The organism is Streptomyces sp. cmx-4-9 (assembly GCF_046548835.1).
Taxonomy (GTDB): Bacteria; Actinomycetota; Actinomycetes; order Streptomycetales; family Streptomycetaceae; genus Streptomyces.
Window position 1 is genome coordinate 403939 of record NZ_JAEBEE010000001.1, and the last position, 16241, is coordinate 420179.

17 protein-coding genes are annotated in these 16241 nt (G+C 74.4%); 10 read left to right on the plus strand and 7 right to left on the minus strand.

Annotation, left to right across the window (positions count from 1 at the left end):
* Window positions 1-134 precede the first annotated feature (134 nt).
* From ACLJTM_RS01960 to ACLJTM_RS01970, 3 genes are all read left to right on the plus strand, one after another.
* Entirely contained in the window at window positions 135-1067 is a 933-nt protein-coding gene (locus ACLJTM_RS01960) for an ROK family protein (protein ID WP_411102250.1), read from the plus strand.
* Window positions 1067-2230 (plus strand): N-acetylglucosamine-6-phosphate deacetylase, encoded by a 1164-nt coding sequence (nagA, locus tag ACLJTM_RS01965; RefSeq protein WP_411101568.1) that lies wholly within the window; start codon window positions 1067-1069, stop codon window positions 2228-2230. The genes ACLJTM_RS01960 and nagA overlap by 1 nt, the downstream gene beginning before the upstream one ends.
* A 112-nt stretch (window positions 2231-2342) precedes the next feature.
* Window positions 2343-3263 (plus strand): 1-phosphofructokinase family hexose kinase, encoded by a 921-nt coding sequence (locus tag ACLJTM_RS01970; protein ID WP_411101569.1) that lies wholly within the window; start codon window positions 2343-2345, stop codon window positions 3261-3263.
* A 42-nt stretch (window positions 3264-3305) separates the two neighbouring features.
* Here ACLJTM_RS01970 and ACLJTM_RS01975 read toward each other — a convergent pair whose 3' ends face one another.
* Window positions 3306-4352 carry a CBM35 domain-containing protein gene (locus tag ACLJTM_RS01975; RefSeq protein ID WP_411101570.1) on the minus strand — a complete coding sequence of 349 codons (1047 nt, stop codon included), beginning with the start codon at window positions 4350-4352 and terminating at the stop codon, window positions 3306-3308.
* Between the two features lie 68 nt (window positions 4353-4420).
* A complete protein-coding gene (gene cdgB / locus ACLJTM_RS01980) occupies window positions 4421-6145 on the minus strand; it encodes a diguanylate cyclase CdgB (protein ID WP_411101571.1) in 1725 nt (574 codons plus the stop codon).
* 337 nt (window positions 6146-6482) lie between these two features.
* On the opposite strand from cdgB, the gene ACLJTM_RS01985 reads away from it, so the two are divergent.
* Window positions 6483-7046 carry a flavin reductase family protein gene (locus ACLJTM_RS01985; RefSeq protein WP_411101572.1) on the plus strand — a complete coding sequence of 188 codons (564 nt, stop codon included), beginning with the start codon at window positions 6483-6485 and terminating at the stop codon, window positions 7044-7046.
* Between the two features lie 84 nt (window positions 7047-7130).
* On the opposite strand, the gene arfB is transcribed toward ACLJTM_RS01985, so the two are convergent.
* Complete coding sequence (arfB, locus tag ACLJTM_RS01990) at window positions 7131-7556, minus strand: alternative ribosome rescue aminoacyl-tRNA hydrolase ArfB (RefSeq protein WP_411101573.1); 426 nt, start codon at window positions 7554-7556, stop codon at window positions 7131-7133.
* 175 nt (window positions 7557-7731) lie between these two features.
* On the opposite strand from arfB, the gene ACLJTM_RS01995 reads away from it, so the two are divergent.
* Both ACLJTM_RS01995 and ACLJTM_RS02000 read left to right on the plus strand, forming a co-directional pair.
* On the plus strand, window positions 7732-8307 hold the full coding sequence (locus ACLJTM_RS01995) for a TerD family protein (RefSeq protein WP_411101574.1): 576 nt from the start codon (window positions 7732-7734) through the stop codon (window positions 8305-8307).
* Between the two features lie 91 nt (window positions 8308-8398).
* Window positions 8399-8917, plus strand: a complete 519-nt coding sequence (locus tag ACLJTM_RS02000) for a GNAT family N-acetyltransferase (RefSeq protein ID WP_411101575.1) — start codon at window positions 8399-8401, stop codon at window positions 8915-8917.
* Window positions 8918-8948: 31 nt separating this feature from the next.
* Here ACLJTM_RS02000 and ACLJTM_RS02005 read toward each other — a convergent pair whose 3' ends face one another.
* Both ACLJTM_RS02005 and ACLJTM_RS02010 read right to left on the minus strand, forming a co-directional pair.
* Window positions 8949-10361 (minus strand): M1 family metallopeptidase, encoded by a 1413-nt coding sequence (locus ACLJTM_RS02005; protein ID WP_411101576.1) that lies wholly within the window; start codon window positions 10359-10361, stop codon window positions 8949-8951.
* Window positions 10362-10466: 105 nt separating this feature from the next.
* A complete protein-coding gene (locus ACLJTM_RS02010; protein ID WP_411101577.1) occupies window positions 10467-11054 on the minus strand; it encodes a GlcG/HbpS family heme-binding protein in 588 nt (195 codons plus the stop codon).
* A gap of 395 nt (window positions 11055-11449) precedes the next feature.
* Between ACLJTM_RS02010 and ACLJTM_RS02015 the strand changes: the two genes are divergently transcribed.
* From ACLJTM_RS02015 to ACLJTM_RS02025, 3 genes are all read left to right on the plus strand, one after another.
* A complete protein-coding gene (locus tag ACLJTM_RS02015) occupies window positions 11450-12601 on the plus strand; it encodes a sensor histidine kinase (protein ID WP_411102251.1) in 1152 nt (383 codons plus the stop codon).
* Window positions 12598-13218 (plus strand): response regulator, encoded by a 621-nt coding sequence (locus ACLJTM_RS02020; RefSeq protein WP_411101578.1) that lies wholly within the window; start codon window positions 12598-12600, stop codon window positions 13216-13218. Before ACLJTM_RS02015 ends, ACLJTM_RS02020 begins: the two co-directional genes overlap by 4 nt.
* A gap of 159 nt (window positions 13219-13377) precedes the next feature.
* Window positions 13378-13881 (plus strand): hypothetical protein, encoded by a 504-nt coding sequence (locus ACLJTM_RS02025; protein ID WP_411101579.1) that lies wholly within the window; start codon window positions 13378-13380, stop codon window positions 13879-13881.
* A gap of 78 nt (window positions 13882-13959) precedes the next feature.
* Here the strand turns inward: ACLJTM_RS02025 and ACLJTM_RS02030 are convergent, their stop codons facing one another.
* Entirely contained in the window at window positions 13960-14643 is a 684-nt protein-coding gene (locus tag ACLJTM_RS02030) for a pentapeptide repeat-containing protein (protein ID WP_411101580.1), read from the minus strand.
* Between the two features lie 94 nt (window positions 14644-14737).
* Between ACLJTM_RS02030 and ACLJTM_RS02035 the strand changes: the two genes are divergently transcribed.
* On the plus strand, window positions 14738-15757 hold the full coding sequence (locus ACLJTM_RS02035; protein ID WP_411102252.1) for a zinc-binding dehydrogenase: 1020 nt from the start codon (window positions 14738-14740) through the stop codon (window positions 15755-15757).
* Here ACLJTM_RS02035 and ACLJTM_RS02040 read toward each other — a convergent pair.
* Window positions 15754-16233, minus strand: coding sequence for a GNAT family N-acetyltransferase (locus tag ACLJTM_RS02040; protein WP_411101581.1), 480 nt, complete (start codon window positions 16231-16233; stop codon window positions 15754-15756). The two genes, ACLJTM_RS02035 and ACLJTM_RS02040, sit on opposite strands and share 4 nt — an antisense overlap.
* Window positions 16234-16241 lie beyond the last annotated feature (8 nt).

Consider the following 16241-nt stretch of genomic DNA (forward strand, 5'->3'; position numbering starts at 1 on the left):
TCCACATCCGGAACCCGCTCGTGGCCGGTTCGTGTCCGGAGCCCGGTCCCGGATTTGTATGGCCACTCAACAATCCCCCTCAATGGACTAGACCTTTCCACGCCGAGCACGCGAGACTGTCCCCTGTGAAACCCGTGAAACACGTCATCGCCCTCGATGTGGGCGGCACCGGGATGAAAGCCGCCCTGGTCGCCGCCGACGGCACCCTGCTCCACGAGGTGCGCCGCGCCACCGGCCGCGAGCGGGGTCCCGAAGCCGTCGTCGAGACGATCCAGGACTTCGCCGCCGAGCTCCTCGACACCGGCCGGGAGCGCTTCGGAGCCCCCGCCTGCGCCGCCGGGGTCGCCGTACCCGGGATCGTCGACGCCGAGAACGGGATCGCCGTGTACGCGGCGAACCTGGGCTGGCGCGACGTGCCGATGAGGGAGCTGCTCACCCGGCGCCTCGGCGGCATCCCCGTGGCCCTCGGCCACGACGTCCGCACGGGCGGACTCGCCGAGGGCCGCATCGGGGCGGGGCGCGGCGCCGACCGGTTCCTCTTCGTCCCCCTGGGCACCGGCATCGCCGGAGCCATCGGCATCGCCGGCCGCATCGAAGCGGGCGCCCACGGCTACGCGGGCGAGATCGGGCACATCGTGGTCCGTCCCGGCGGCCCCGCCTGCGGCTGCGGACAGCGCGGCTGCCTGGAGACCCTCGCCTCCGCCTCCGCGGTCAGCCGCGCCTGGGCCGCGGCCGGCGGGGACCCCGGCGCCGACGCCGCGGACTGCGCCAAGGCCGTCCGGGACGGCGACCCGCGCGCCCGCGAGGTCTGGCTGGCTGCGGTCGGCGCCCTCGCCGACGGGCTGGTCACCGCCATCACCCTGCTGGACCCGCGCACGCTGATCATCGGTGGCGGGCTCGCGGAGGCGGGGGAAACCTTGTTCACACCGCTACGGGCGGCCGTCGAGGAGCGCGTGACGTTCCAGCGGCTCCCCCACATCGTTCCGGCTGCCCTCGGGGACACCGCCGGATGCCTGGGCGCGGGTCTGCTCGCCTGGGACCTACTCGCCACGGAGGTACCTGCCTGATGTCCGGAAGCGCACACAGCACTGTTCTCTCCGGCGCCAGGGTGGTGCTGCCCACCGGAACCGTGGCCAACGGCCGGGTCATCGTCGAGGGCGACCGCATCGCCGGCAGCGCCCGGGAGGGCGCCGCGGTCCTCGACCTCGGCGGGCACTGGATCGTCCCCGGCTTCGTGGACATGCACAACCACGGCGGGGGCGGCGCCTCCTTCACCTCCGGCACCGCCGAGGAGGTCCTGCGCGGCGTACGCACCCACCGCGAGCACGGCACCACCACCCTGGTGGCCTCCACCGTCACCGGGGACCTCGCCGAACTGGCCCGGCGGGCCGGGATGCTCGCCGAGCTGACCCAGCAGGGCGAGATCGCGGGCATCCACTTCGAGGGCCCCTTCATCAACCCCTGCCGCAAGGGCGCCCACGAGGAGACCCTGCTGCGCGACCCCGACCCGGCGGAGGTCCGCAAGCTGGTCGACGCCTCGCACGGCGCAGCCCGCATGTTCACCCTGGCCACCGAGCTGCCGGGCGGCCTGGACTCCGTACGGCTGCTCGCCGAGCAGGGGGTCATCGCCGCGATCGGCCACACCGACTCCACCTACGAGCAGACGCGCGAGGCCATCGACGCGGGCGCGACCGTGGCCACCCACCTCTACAACGCGATGCCGGGCATGGAGCACCGCGCGCCGGGCCCCATCGCGGCGCTGCTGGAGGACGAGCGGATCACCGTCGAGCTGATCAACGACGGCACCCACCTGCACCCGGCCATGCTGGAGCTGGCCTTCCACCACGCAGGCGCGCACCGCGTGGCGCTGATCACCGACGCGATGGACGCGGCCGGCTTCGGCGACGGGACCTACCGCCTCGGCCAGCTGGAAGTCGAGGTCCGCCAGGGCGTGGCCCGGCTCGTCGAGGGCGGCTCCATCGCGGGCTCGACCCTGACCCTGGACACCGCCTTCAAGCGCTCGGTCACCCTCGACAGGCTCCCCGTGGAGTCCGTGGTGCAGGCGATCTCCGCCAACCCGGCCAGGCTGCTCGGCCTCTACGACCGGATCGGCTCGCTGGAGCCCGGAAAGTACGCGGACCTGGTCGTCCTCGACGCCGGTTTCGACGTCCGGGGCGTCATGCGGCGCGGCGAATGGATCGTCAGCCCGGCTGTCCGGGCGGCGGCCTGACGGGCGCTTTGACGGCCGAGCGGCTGGAAAGCGGTGCAGCGGTCGGCCCCGGGACTGGGCCGGCCGCTCTGCGTTTGGCATGATCCCGGCACCGACAGACCCGGGGGAGCCCATGATCCTGACCGTGACGCTCAATTGCGCACTCGACGTCACCTACCGCGTCCCGCGCCTGCGCCCGCACGCCTCGCACCGGGTCACCGCCGTCGCCGAACGCCCCGGCGGCAAGGGCGTCAACGTGGCCCGGGTGCTGGCCGCGCTCGGCCACCCGGTGACGGCCACCGGCTTCGCGGGCGGCCCCGCCGGCGCCCTCGTACGGGAGCTGCTGGCCGCCTCCCCCGGCGTGGTGGACGCCCTGCTCCCCTGTGCCGGCGCCACCCGCCGCACCGTCGCCGTCGTCGACGAGACCTCGGGCGACACCACGCAGTTCAACGAACCCGGCCCCCTGGTCACCCCCGCCGAGTGGGCCGGCTTCCTGGCCCGGTACCAGGCCCTGCTGGACGGCGTCCGCGCCGTGGCCCTGTGCGGCAGCCTGCCGCCCGGCGTCCCGGTCGGCGCGTACGCGGTGCTCGTACGGACCGCCCGCGCGGCCGGGGTGCCGGTCCTGCTGGACACCAGCGGCGAGGCCCTGCGCCGCGGGGTGGCCGCCCGCCCCGAGATGATCAAGCCGAACGCCGCCGAACTGGCCGAGCTGACCGGCTTCCGCGAGCCGCTGCCCGCCACCCGCGACGCCCTGCGACGGGGCGCCCACGCGGTGGTCACCTCACTGGGCCCGGAGGGACTGCTGGCCGCCACGGCCCGGGGCGGCTGGCGGGCGGCGCCGCCCCGCGCCCTGGCCGGCAACCCCACCGGAGCCGGCGACTCCGCGGTCGCCGGTCTGCTGTCGGGTCTGGTGGAGGGGCTGGACTGGCCGGAGCGGCTGGTCCGCGCCGTCGCCCTGTCGGCGGCCACGGTCGCGGCCCCGGCCGCGGGAGAGTTCGACCCCCGCACCTACGAGGAGGTACGGGGGTCGGTGCAGGTGACCGGGGCCCGGTGACCCCGGCCGGCGACCGGGGTCACCGGCCGGCCGGGACCTCGGTCAGCGCTTCTCCAGCACGAACTGGTCGATGGCCGCTTCGCACGAGTTCCCCTGCTCACAGGAGATCCTGATGGTGTTCGTGCCCTTCTTGAGGTTGACGTAGGCGTAGGTGTTCGTCCACCCCTTGGCCCAGTCCCCCTCGGCGGCCTTCGCAAAGTTCTTCATGTTGAGCGCACGGTTCTGGGCGGTGCCGTTGACCGTCAGCGTCGTGTTGGCGTCCTTGCCGGGCACCCCGTAGAGCATCCGGAAGGTGTACTCGCCGTCCTTGGGCACCTCGACGGTCCAGGTGACGGCCGCGCCGAGCTGGTTGAAGCCGCCGACGTACTGGCCGCCCGCGCTCTTGGCGCCCGGCACCGCGCTCTGCAGCACGGCGCCGCCCGTGAGGTCCATGCCCGCGCCCGAGGCGTCCGCCTTGGGCAGCGGGGCCTCCGAGGGCTGCGCGGAGCCGCTCGGGGTCGGTGACGCCGGGTTCTGCGGGGCCGAGGAGGGGTTCTGCTCGCCGCCCCCGGACTTCCCCTCGTCCTTCTTGTCCTTGTCGCCGAAGGCCACGGCCGCACCGATGCCGATGGCCACGGCCGCGACCACCGCCGCGGCCGCGATCAGCATGCCCTTGCGGCTGGACCCGCCGCCGCCGTGCCCGCCGTGCCCGCCGTGCCCGCCGGAGTGCGAGATCGTCTGCGTCTGGTGCTGCGGGGGCTGCTGCTGCGGGGGAACCCCGTAGCCGTTCGCCTGGAGCGCCTCGGGGGCCTGGTACTGGGCCTGGTACGGGGGCTGCTGCCCGGGGCCCGGCTGCTGCGGGACGGGGCCGCGCTGGCCGCCGTACGTCCGCTCGCCGACCGTGCGCACCTGGTGGTGCGAGGTACGGGGCACGCCCGGCTGCGGGCCGGAATGACCACCGGCCGAAGGGCCCGGATAGCCGTATCCACCGCCCGAGGCGGGTGGCGTGGCTCCGGCCGCCTGGCCGTCCGCGTAGAGATACCCGAACGGATCATCGTCCTCGGGCTTGTTCGCCCCACTGTGCGGGCCGTTGTTCGCGGGCGTCGTCATCGCAGGTCACTCCTTTCAACCCACGGGAGCCTACCCCGAACACGTGGACCCCCGGGCGGCCGACCGGTTCAGCCGGCCCGCCGGTGCGCCTTGGAACGCGACCGCTTCTCCACGTACATCCGCTGGTCGGCGGAGCGCAGCACCTCGTCCGCGGACATCCCGCAGCTGGCCCAGCCGATGCCGAAACTGGCCCCGACACGGACCGCGCGGCCGTCCACCCGGATCGGCGGGATGATCGCGTTGCGCAGCCGGACCGCCAGGTCGGCGGCGTCGGCCGCGCCGAGGCCGTCGGCGAGGACGACGAATTCGTCACCACCCAGCCGGGCGACGGTGTCACCGTCCCTGACGCAGGTCGTCAGCCGCCGGGCCACCTCGATCAGGACCGCGTCCCCCGTGTGGTGGCCGAAGCGGTCGTTGATCGACTTGAAGCCGTCGAGATCGCAGAAGAGGACCGCGAGCCCCTTCGTCCCGTCGTCGATGTCGGTCGCGGGCGCGACCGTGTGCACGTGGTGGTCGTACGGGCCGTCGGCCTGCGCGGGCAGCGAGCCGGGGAACTCGAAGGGGTCGTGCCCGGCGTAGCGGTCCGGACCGTCGGGCTGAAACCCGTGCTCGCCCGCACCACCCGCCTCGACCCGCACCTCGTGGCCCCCGGCGTACCCCTCGCGCCCCTCGAAGGCCGCGTCCAGGGCCTCGACCGCGGTGGCCCGCACGGACTGCGGTCTGCGGCACAGCCGCGCGCCGAGGCGGGCCCGCAGCTCGGCGCTGTTGGGGAGCCCGGTCAGCGAGTCGTGGCTGGCCCGGTGCGCCAGCTGGAGCTCGTGCCGCTTGCGCTCCTCGATGTCCTCGACGTGCGTCAGCAGGAAGCGCGGCCCGTCCGCGGCGTCCGCGACCACGGAGTTGCGCAGCGAGACCCATACGTACGTGCCGTCCCGGCGGCCCAGCCGCAGCTCGGCCCGGCCGCCCTCGGCGGAGGTGCGCAGCAGGGTGCCGATGTCCTCGGGGTGGACCAGGTCGGAGAAGGAGTAGCGGCGCAGGACGGAGGCCGGGCGCCCCAGCAGCCTGCACAGGGCGTCGTTGGTGCGCAGCAGCCGGCCGTGCTGGTCCCCGCCCATCTCGGCGATGGCCATGCCGCTGGGGGCGTACTCGAAGGCCTGGCGGAACGACTCTTCACTGGCCCGCAGGGCCTGCTGCTCGCGTTCCAGCCGCACCAGGGCGCGCTGCATGTTCGCGCGCAGCCGTGCGTTGCTGATCGCAATCGCCGCCTGGAAGGCGTACATCTGGAGCGCCTCGCGCCCCCAGGCGCCCGGCCGGCGCCCGTTCCTCGGTCTGTCCACCGAAATGACACCCAGAAGTTCCCCGGCGGACGCATACATGGGGGCGTACAACCGGTCCTCGGGGTGCCACTCGTCCTCGAAGCGGGGTTCGGGCCCCTCGGTGTGCCACTGCGGGACGTCGTCCTCCATGAGGACCCAGCCCTCGGTGTGCGGGATGAACCGCAGCCCGTCCCAGTCCTCACCCATCGTCAGGCGGCGTTCCCAGGAGGCGCGGGAGCCGACCCGGCCGGTGATCAGCGCCTCGGCGGCGGGGTCTCCGGCGAAGGCGGCGACGACGAGATCACCGTCGGGGCGTACGAGGTTGACACAGGCGAGTTCGTAGCCGAGGCCCACGACGATGCCGTCCACGACGGTCTGCAGAGTGTCCGCCAGGCTCCTGGCCGTGTTGAGCTCGGCCACCACCCGGTGCAGCTGCCGCAGGGTCGCAAGACGGACGTACGGCTCCGACTCGGTCTCCATTGCTCGCTCTCCCCGAGACCTCGACAGCAACTCCAGGTATGTCATCGGCGTTTCGTTGCGGTGTCCCGTCCACTGAATCACAGTGAGCTGTGCGGCAGGTACACAGGGTCAACAAATCTTGCCGTCTGTGACTCAAGTCACATGAGATGAATAAAGGGGCGCAACGGGCCCTTCCCGACAGAGAGCGCTCCCTCTCGTTCACGCGGGCAAACGATACGGCCGGTCCTAGGCCGCGGGGCGGGGACACGGCTCCGACCAGGGCCCGATGTGCCGGGCGGGATCGCGACCCTAGCGTGTTGCCGTGCCGAAAACGACCCCTGTGCCCCCCGTGTCCCGCATGCCCCGCCCCGGTGCCCCGGCCGTCCCCCGCACCCCCCATCCTGGGGGAGTGAGCAACGACGAGTTCCGGGCCGCCATGTCCCGGCTGGCCGCGGGCGTGTGCCTGATCACCGCCCACGAGACGCCCCTGACGGCGGACGGGCCGCGCGGCGAGGACGTGGGCATGACGGCGACCGCCTTCATGTCGGTGTCCCTGGACCCGCCGCTGGTGCTGGTGAGCCTGCGCGAGGGGTCCCGGATGGACGACCTGCTGGCCGAGCAGCCCCTGTGGGCCGTCTCCGTCCTGGCCGACCACCAGCTCCAGGTCGCGGGCCGCTTCGCGATGAAGGGCCGCATCAGCGACCGGCTGCTCTTCGCCGACCTGCCGTACGAGCGGGGCGGGGCCTCCGGCGCGCCCCTGCTGACCGGCGCCCTCGCCACCCTCGAATGCCGCACCGAGAACCGCGTGGCCGCGGGCGACCACACCCTGGTCGTCGGGCGGGTCCTGACGGCGGCGCTGCCGTCCCCGGACGCCCCGCCCCTGACGTACTTCCGGGGCCGCTACCGGCACCTGAGCGGCTGACCCGCCACGGGCGGAGGCCTGCCCCTGTGCGCTCCCGGCTCCGGCTGGCTCCGGCTGGCTCCGGCTCGCTCCGGCTCGCTCCGGCTACCAGTCGCGGCCGGTGCGGCCGCGCTTCGTGTCGCCTCGCGCCTTCTTCTCCCGCAGCCGCCGCTCGTTGATGCCCCGCGGGATCTTCGTCGCCCGGCGCGGCTTCGGCGGCGGCGCCGTGGCCTCCGCCAGCAGCGAAGCCATCCTGACCAGCGCCATCTCCCGGTTGCGGAACTGCGAGCGGTGCTCGGAGGCCCGTACGGTCACCACCCCGTCCACCAGGCGCGATGCGAGCCGCTCCAGCGCCCGCTCCTTCCACACCTCCGGCAGCGCTTTCGTCGCGGCCAGGTCGAAGAGCAGTTCCACCCGCGAGTCGGAGGTGTTCACGTGCTGGCCGCCCGGCCCCGAAGAACGCGAGAAGCGCCAGGCGAGCTCGCCCTCGGGGAGCACGACCGAACCGCGGATGACATGGGGACCAGGCATGCCCCTATGATCCGTGCCCGCTCCGGCCGCGTCACCCGCATTTCACGTCCGCCGCATTTCCCGACGGGAACCCGCCCGCCCTTCCTCGCGTTGGAGAAGACAGCGGTAACTTGGCCGCACAGCGCGGTCACACACTGCGTGCACGTGCATGTCGGATGAGGAAAGGGACATTCCCATGGCTGTCAGCCTGTCCAAGGGCGGCAACGTCTCGCTCACGAAGGAGGCCCCCGGCCTCACTGCCGTCACGGTCGGCCTCGGCTGGGACGTGCGCACCACCACCGGTGTCGACTTCGACCTCGACGCCTCGGCCATCGCGGTGAACGCCACGGGCAAGGTCGTCTCCGACGGCCACTTCGTGTTCTTCAACAACAAGTCCACCCCGGACCAGACCATCGTGCACACCGGTGACAACCGCACCGGTGAGGGCGCGGGCGACGACGAGGCCATCAACGTCAACCTCGCCGGCCTCCCCGCCGACGTGGACAAGATCGTCTTCCCGGTCTCCATCTACGACGCCGAAAGCCGCAGCCAGAACTTCGGCCAGGTCCGCAACGCGTACATCCGCGTCGTGAACCAGGCCGGCGGCGCCGAGATCGCCCGCTACGACCTCTCCGAGGACGCGGCCACCGAGACCGCGATGGTCTTCGGCGAGCTCTACCGCAGCGGCGCCGAGTGGAAGTTCCGCGCCGTGGGCCAGGGCTACGCCTCGGGCCTCACCGGCATCGCGCAGGACTTCGGCGTCAACGTCTGAGACCGGCTCCCTGCGTGACCCCGCGCAGGAAGTCTTGCGGTGAAGCCCCCTCCCGGCCGTCCTGGGAGGGGGCTTCGCTACCGTTCACCGGGTGATCCTGCAACCGCTCCTGCCCGTGGACGGCGCCCTCCCGGGCCCGGTCCTCACCGAGATCGCCGCCCTGTACGCAACGAACCACGCGTTCTTCGACCTCAGCGGCGACTTTCCCGACCCGGGCCGCATCACCGTCGAACAGGTCGCGGCCGCCCTCGCCGACGAACTCGCCCACGACGGGGCCGAAGTGCTCCTCGCCCGCTCCGCCGGCCGGCTCGTCGGCCTCGCCGCCACCCTGGCGCACCACCCCGACCCGGACTCCGGCGACCCGGACCCCTGGATCGGCCTGCTGCTCATCGACGCCACCGCGCACCGCAAGGGGTACGGCCGGGCCCTGGCGGGCCTCGTCGAGGACCGGTTCCGCGCGGCCGGACGCACGGGCGTGCGGATCGCCGTACTGGACGCGAACACCAAGGCCCTCGCCTTCTGGCAGGCCCAGGGCTACGCGCCCCTGCGCACGGGCCCCGACCTCGAACGCGGCCGCCCCTGCACGGTCCTGCGCAAACCGCTGGCCTGAACACCCCCGGGCACGCCCCGGGAGACACGCCCTAGTGCGGGCGCTTCTGCCCGTACAGCCAGACGTCCCAGACCTTCTCCAGGTCATGGCCCGTGCTCTCCTCGGCGTACGCGGTGAACCCGGCCGTGTCCGCGTTGCCGTGGCGGTGGTCGGCGGCCCAGCCGCGCAGCAGGGCGAAGAACTCCTCGTCGCCCACCTCCTGGCGGATCCGGTGCAGGACCATCGCCCCCCGGTGGTAGACCGGCGGGTCGGAGATCTCCTCGGAGCCCGGCGGGGCGGCGGGCGGGAAGGCGTACCAGTCGGAGTCCGCCTCGTCGTCCACGTCCGTGTCGCCGTCCAGGAAGGCCTGGAAGTGCTCCTCGGCCGTGGCCCCCTCGTGGTCCTCGTCCCACAGCCACTCGGCGTAGGTGGCGAAGCCCTCGTTGAGCCACATGTCCTTCCAGGACTCCGGCGACACCGAGTCGCCGAACCACTGGTGGGCCAACTCGTGCACGACGAGCCCGTCCTCGCCGGGCGCACCGGCGTACACGGGTTTGGTCTGCGTCTCCAGGGCGTAGGACAGGGAACCCGCCGGCAGCACGATCGCGCCCGCCGTGCCGAAGGGGTACGGGCCGAAGCGGCTGCTGCCCCACTCGACCATCTCGGGCAGCCGCGCCAGCGGACCGGAACCGGCCGCGGCCTCCTGCGGCGCCACCGCGGTGTAGAGGGCGACGCCCGAAGCGGTCCGCCCCGTCGTCACCGTGAACCGGCCCACGGCGGCGGTCGCCAGGTAGCCGGCCATCGGCTCCGGGTTGTGCCAGGCGAAGGCGGTCCGGCCCCCGCCGGCGTCGGAGCGGGAGCGCAACTCGCCGTTGGACACCGCCTCGTAGCCCTGCGGGACGGTCAGGGTGATGTCGTAGGCGGCCTTGTCGCTGGGGTGGTGGTTGCCGGGGAACCAGGTCATCGAGCCGACCGGCTCGCCGACGCCCACCGCGCCGTCCCCGGTGGTGATCCAGCCCTCCTGGGAGCCGTCGGGGTCCGTGAGCGTCTTCGGCTTGCCGCCGTACGCGACCTCCGTGCGGAAGACCTCGCCCTTCTCCAGGTCCTCGGCCGGGCGCACCGTCAGCTCGTTGCCGGTCCGGTTGTACCGGGCCGCGGCGCCCTGCACCTCGACGGAGTCCACGCGCAGGCCCGCCAGGTCGAGGTTGAAGGAGCTGAGCCCCTGCTCGGCGCGGGCGGTGATGACCGCCTTGCCGTGCAGGAGCCCGTCGCCGGGGTCGTAGGCGAGGTCCAGCGCGTAGTGCTGCACGTCGTAGCCGCCGTTGCCCGCCTTCGGGAAGTACGGGTCGCGCAGCCCCGAGGCGCCCGGCCGGCCCTGCACGGCGCCGCCCGTGCACGCCCCGGTGAGGACGAGCAGGGCGGCGGCGGCCGGCAGGGCCAGGCGGGCTCGGGTCCGTGGTTCCACGCACCCGATCCTAGGCCGTCTCCTGCGGGTCGGGTCGGGGACCGGCCCGCCCGGCAGAGCCGGCACGATCCGGAAGAGACGACCTGATCGGCGCCCGTGCGGGAGCTACTTGCCGAGCGCGTCGGCGCCGGCCTTCGCGAACTTCTCGTCCAGGTCGCCGCTGGGGGCGCCGGCCACGCCGATGCCCGCGACGGGAGCGCCGTTCGCCTGCACCGGGGTGCCGCCGCCGAGGAAGAGGGTGCCGGGGATGTCCTTCAGGTTCGGGGTCTGCGCGAGGCGGCCCACGAGCACCGAGGTCGGGGCGTTCCAGGACACCGCGGTGAAGGCCTTGCGCTCCGCGGACTCGTAGGACTGCGGGCCCGCGCCGTCCCCGCGCAGGGTGACGATGGTGTTGCCGTTGCGGTCGACGACCGCGACCGTCACCTTCTGGTTCTCCTTCTCGGCGGCGTCCAGCGCGGCCTGGGCGGCGCGGGTGGCGGCGTCGACCGTGAGGTGGGTGGTCGTGGTGAAGTCCTTGTCCTTCGCGTCGTCCTTCTTCGCGTCGTCCTTCTTCGCGTCGTCCTTCTTCGCGGAGACGGCGGCCGGGGCGGCCTCGGCCGCGGGGGACGCGCTGGCGCTGACCGCGCCGAAGGTCCCGGCGCCCAGGGCGACGGCGAGGGCGGTACCGGTGAGGACGCGGGTGCGGGTGTTCATCTCTGCTCCTGAGAACGGTGACACGGTGACGGCATCGGGGCGGGCGCTCCTGACCCGGCGGGCCGGCTCGTCCACTGCTCCCAGCCTGGGCCCGGAACCCCCTGCGCCCCGTCCGCGTACCGGCTCCCGCCGCACACCGCACCGGTTGACCCCGGGGTCAGCCGTTCGGTCGATGCGGCGCCCCCGCAGGCTCGGCAGGGTGGTGCCCGGCCGGCGGCCGAGGCGCGGGGCCGGGGGCGGAGCCCCGGACCCACCGGCCGGGGACACCGGGCCGCCCGCCGGGACACGGCAGGATGGACGTACCCGACCCGAGGAGCCAGGAGCACCCCGTGAGCCCCGCACCCCCGCGGCAGCGCACCCCGGCCGATGCCGACACGCGCACCCTGGCCACCGTCATGCACGCCGCCTTCTTCCTGCTCCTCGGCGCATCGGTGGCCCGCTTCCTGCTGCGCCACCCCGGCGAGCCCCGGACACCGTGGGTCCTCGCGCTGAGCATCGCCCTGGCCCTGCTCTACGTCCTCGGCCCGGCCGTGGGCGCCTCGGGGCCCGCCGCCGGCCGGGCGGTCCGCCGGCCGCCCCGCCGGCTCGTCTGGCTCGGCCTGGTCGTCGCGACCTGGGTGGTCCTGGTGGTCCTCGCGCCGAGCTTCGCCTGGTGCGCCGTACCGCTCTTCTTCACCGCCCTGCGCACCCTCCCGCCGCGCGCCGCGATCGTCCTGGTCGCCCTGCTGACCGTCTTCGTCGTGATCGCCCAGCTCCAGCTCGCCACCGCCTTCGATCCGAACCTGCTGCTGGCCCCGCCGGCCGTCGCCGCCCTCGCGACGGCCGTCTTCGTCCACATGGAGCGCCAGGCGCAGGCCCAGCGCACCCTGATCGACGACCTGATCCGCACCCGCCGGGAACTCGCCGCCACCGAACGCCGCGAAGGCACCCTCGCCGAGCGGCAGCGGCTGTCCATGGAGATCCACGACACCCTCGCGCAGCACCTGTCCAGCCAGCAGATGCTGCTCCAGGCCGCCGACCGCACCTGGGACTGCGACCCCGGCACCGCCCGGACCCACGTCCGCACCGCCACCGACATCGCCGCCCGCGGCCTCGCCGAGGCGCGCCGCCTGGTCCACGACCTCGCGCCGCCCGAGCTCGCCGGCGGCGCCGGCCTCGCGCAGGCGCTGCGCACCCTGGACGCCGGCCCGGACATCGCGGTCCGCTTCCACCTCGAAGGCGCCCCCGCCCCGCTCCCCGACCGCGTGCAGTCGGCGCTGCTGCGCATAGCCCAGGGCGCCCTGGCGAACGTACGGGAGCACTCCGGCGCCCGGACGGCCGCGCTGACCCTGAGCTTCCTCGGCGACCAGGTGGTCCTGGACGTCGCCGACGACGGCCACGGCTTCACCGAGCCCCGCGACGGGCCCGCCGCCGCTCCGGACCGCGGACACGGCCTCCCCGCGATGCGCGCCCGCGTCCGCCAGCTGGGCGGCACCCTGACGATCGAATCCACGCCGGGCGAGGGCACGGTCCTCTCCGCGGCCATCCCCCTGGAGCCGGCCCCATGACGACGATCCTCCTCTGCGACGACCACGTGGTCGTCCGGGCCGGCCTGCTCGCCCTGCTCGGCAGCGAGCCCGACATCGAGGTGCTCGGCGAGGCGGGCAGCGGCGAGGAGGCCGTCGCCCTGGCCGCCCGGCTCGGCCCCGACGTGGTGCTGATGGACCTCCAGCTGGGCGAGGGCATCGACGGCGTCGAGGCCACCCGCCGCATCACGGCCCTCCCCGACCCGCCGCACGTCCTGGTCCTCACCACCTACGACACGGACGCCGACATCACCCGGGCCATCGGCGCGGGCGCGACGGGCTACCTCCTCAAGGCGGAGCGCCCCGAGGAGCTGTTCGCCGCCATCCACTCGGCGGCGCAGGGCCGCACCACCCTGTCGGCGCCGGTGGCCAGCCGGGTCATGGCCCACATGCGCGGCACCCGCCCCACCCTCACCGACCGCGAGCTGGACATCCTCGGCCAGCTGGCCCGCGGGCTCGGCAACCGGGACATCGCCCGCGCCCTGTTCATCAGCGAGGCCACGGTCAAGACCCACCTGGGCCGCATCTACGACAAGCTCGGCGTCGACACCCGGGCGGGCGCGGTCGCGGTGGCCAAGGAGCAGCGCCTGCTGCCGTGACGGGCGGCGACCCCGCCCGGCCCCCAGGCCGCGGGGCCGCGGGGCCGCAGGGCCGCGGGGCCGTGGGGCCGTGGGGCCGCGGGGCCGCGGGGCCGCGGGGCCGTGGGGCCGTGGGGCCGCGGGGCCGCGGGGCCGCGGGGCCGTGACACCATCGGCTACGTGCTCGACATCGGCTACTCCCTCTCCCGGCGCTTCCCCGACCCCCCGCAGACCGACTACCGCTCCGCGGACGTCCACACCCTGCGGCACGACCTGTTCTGCGGGGACGTGTACCTCGCCGACACGAACGCGGACCGGGAAGTGTCCACGGCCTGGGGATGGGTGCCGGTGCTGGACTTCGCCTGGGCCCTGTGCGACATCGTCGAGCAGCTCGACCAGGACCCCCGCGGCAGCCGCTCCGCCAACCGCCAGTACGCCGAGCTCGACTTCACCGAATCCACGGACCGGATGCTCTTCGCACGCCGCTTCGGCTGGGTCGACATCGAGGCCGACTGGATGCCGGGCGACGAGGAACCGCTGACCTTCAGCCACCGGCTGCTGCGCCGCGAAGCCCGCGACTTCCTGCACGACCTGATCGCGGACCTCGTCGACATGCACGACGGCCTGGCGGACAACCCGGCCGTCTGGATGCTCCAGTCCCGCTTCCCCCGCGTCCCGGCCTGACCCGCCCGCGCACCCGGCCGGCGGCACGGGCCCGCGGGGCCTGCGCCCACGGGGCCCACGGGTACGCGGGGCCGGCGCCTACGGGACCACCCGCAGCCCCAGCTGCGCCGCCAGCGCCGGAGCCAGGTCGAACAGCTGGCCCGGGCTGATCACCGCCCCGGCCAGCGCGTCCACCCCGCGGGCCAGGTCCAGCTCGGCCGCGGCCCGCAGGTCCACGTCCGCCAGCCGCGCCCCGGTGAAATCCGCCCCCCGCAGCGCACAGTCCCGGAACTCCACCCGCTCCAGGACGGCCCCCGCGAAGTCCGGCTCCACCAGCACGCACCCCTCGAAGACCACGTCCCGCAGCCGGGCCTCCCGCAGGTTCAGGTAGTCGATCTTGCCGCCGCGGACCACCACCCGCTCCAGCGCGGCCCCGTACAGCTGGACGCCGCCCAGCCGCGCGTCCACCAGCTCCACGTCCCGCAGCGAGGCCCCCGACAGGTCCGTCCCCACCCCGCGGACCCCCTCCAGCACCGAGTCCAGAATCCTGGCCCTCGCCAGCCCCGCCTCATCCAGCGAGCACCGCCGCACCGCGCAGTCCATGAACCGGGCCCCGGCCCCCTCCTGCCCCGCCCAGTCCAGGTCGGCGAAGTCCAGCCCGTCGTAGTCCCCGTCCGGCTCCAGGCCACCGCCCTGCCACACCGTCAGCTCCGGAAGCCGGACCTCCGGCCGCCGTGCCGCCTTGACCGTCTCCGGCCGCCGTCCTCTTCGCACCGTCGCCATCGCCCCATCCTGGCCCACCCCGCCGACAGAAGCCCCTTGACCTCAACCGCGCTCCAGGTCGGAGGCTGGCCCCATGACCACAGGAGCCCTGACCATGACCGCCGTCCGGCTGCACGCCTTCGGCCCCGCCGACCACCTCGTGCCCGAGACCGTCCCCGCCCCGGTACCCGCCCCCGGCCAGGTCCGCATCGCCGTGGCCGCCGCGGGCGTGCACCTGCTCGACACCAGCCTCCGCGAGGGCGTGCAGGGCCCCGCCCCCGCCCTGCCCGAACTGCCCACCGTGCCCGGCCGGGAGGTCGCCGGCACCGTCGACGCCCTCGGCCCGGGCACCGACCCGGCCTGGCTGGGCCGCCGGGTCGTCGTCCACCTCGGCTTCGCGCCCGGCGGGTACGCCGAGTACGCCGTCGCCGACGCCGCCCGGCTGCACCCCGTACCCGAGGGGCTCGGGCCCGCCGAGGCCGTCGCCATGATCGGCACCGGCCGCACCGCCCTCGGCATCCTCCAGTTCGCGGAGCTCGGACCGGGGGCGGTCGCGCTGGTCCCCGCCGCGGCGGGCGGCATCGGCACCCTGCTGGTCCAGTACGCCAAGAACGCCGGCGCCGAGGTCGCCGCCCTCGCCGGGGGCCCCGCCAAGGCCGCCCTGGCCGCGGCGAACGGCGCCGACCTCGCCCTCGACTACACCGCACCCGGCTGGGCCGAAGCCGTCCGCGCCCGCCACCCCGGCGGCGCCACCGTCCTCTTCGACTCCGTCGGCGGCGCCACCGCCCGCACCGCCCTGGAGCTGCTCGCGCCCGGCGCCCTGCACCTGGTCTTCGGCTGGTCGCAAGGCCCGCTGGCCCTCACCGGCGCCGAGCAGGCCGCCCTGACGGCCCGCGGCATCACCACCCGGCACGTCCTCGGCCCCGCCATGCTCCAGCGCGTCGGCACCCCCGACCCGCTGCGCACCCTGGAGACGCGCGCCCTCGCCGAAGCCGCCGAAGGCCGCCTGCGCCCGGCCCTGACCCGCTTCCCCCTCACCGAGGCGGCCGCCGCCCACCGCGCCCTGGAGACCCGCGCGACCACCGGCAAGGTCGTCCTGGAACCCCACCCGTCGGACGCCCGCCCCACCGCCTAACGGGCCGCGGCCGCCAGTGCGTGCAGCGGACCGTCCGTCAGCCGGTTCACCGTCCACCCGTCCATCGCCACCGCTCCGACCGACCGGTAGAAGTCGACCGCCGGGGTGTTCCAGTCCAGGACCGACCACTCCAGCCGCTCGTAGCCCCGCTGCACGCAGGTCCGCGCCAGCTCCGCCAGCAGCGCCTTCCCGTACCCGCCGCCGCGCACGCCCGGACGCACGTACAGGTCCTCCAGATGGATCCCGTGCACCCCCCGCCAGGTCGAGAAGGTCAGGAACCAGAGCGCGAAGCCGACGACCTCGCCGTCCGGTGCGTGCGCCACGTGGCAGAACGCCGCCGGCTGCGCTCCGAACAGCGCCTCGCGCAGCTGCTCCTCGGTGACGCGGACCTCGTGGAGCGACTCCTCGTACTGCGCGAGCTCGCGGATCATGGCGTACAGGGCGGGGACGTCGGTGACGCGGGCGCTTCGGATCATCCGGGCAG

Excerpts from the sequence above, each read along its gene's own strand:
- ACLJTM_RS02010 (WP_411101577.1), bottom strand. The coding sequence starts at position 11,054 with ATGAACACCCGCACCCGCGTCCTCACCGGTACCGCCCTCGCCGTCGCC.
- ACLJTM_RS02020 (WP_411101578.1), top strand. The coding sequence starts at position 12,598 with ATGACGACGATCCTCCTCTGCGACGACCACGTGGTCGTCCGGGCCGGC.
- ACLJTM_RS01970 (WP_411101569.1), top strand. The coding sequence starts at position 2,343 with ATGATCCTGACCGTGACGCTCAATTGCGCACTCGACGTCACCTACCGC.
- ACLJTM_RS02015 (WP_411102251.1), top strand. The coding sequence starts at position 11,450 with ATGCACGCCGCCTTCTTCCTGCTCCTCGGCGCATCGGTGGCCCGCTTC.
- ACLJTM_RS01975 (WP_411101570.1), bottom strand. The coding sequence starts at position 4,352 with ATGACGACGCCCGCGAACAACGGCCCGCACAGTGGGGCGAACAAGCCC.
- arfB (WP_411101573.1), bottom strand. The coding sequence starts at position 7,556 with ATGCCTGGTCCCCATGTCATCCGCGGTTCGGTCGTGCTCCCCGAGGGC.
- ACLJTM_RS01995 (WP_411101574.1), top strand. The coding sequence starts at position 7,732 with ATGGCTGTCAGCCTGTCCAAGGGCGGCAACGTCTCGCTCACGAAGGAG.
- ACLJTM_RS01985 (WP_411101572.1), top strand. The coding sequence starts at position 6,483 with ATGCCCCGCCCCGGTGCCCCGGCCGTCCCCCGCACCCCCCATCCTGGG.
- ACLJTM_RS02030 (WP_411101580.1), bottom strand. The coding sequence starts at position 14,643 with ATGGCGACGGTGCGAAGAGGACGGCGGCCGGAGACGGTCAAGGCGGCA.
- ACLJTM_RS02040 (WP_411101581.1), bottom strand. The coding sequence starts at position 16,233 with ATGATCCGAAGCGCCCGCGTCACCGACGTCCCCGCCCTGTACGCCATG.
- cdgB (WP_411101571.1), bottom strand. The coding sequence starts at position 6,145 with ATGGAGACCGAGTCGGAGCCGTACGTCCGTCTTGCGACCCTGCGGCAG.
- nagA (WP_411101568.1), top strand. The coding sequence starts at position 1,067 with ATGTCCGGAAGCGCACACAGCACTGTTCTCTCCGGCGCCAGGGTGGTG.
- ACLJTM_RS02035 (WP_411102252.1), top strand. The coding sequence starts at position 14,738 with ATGACCGCCGTCCGGCTGCACGCCTTCGGCCCCGCCGACCACCTCGTG.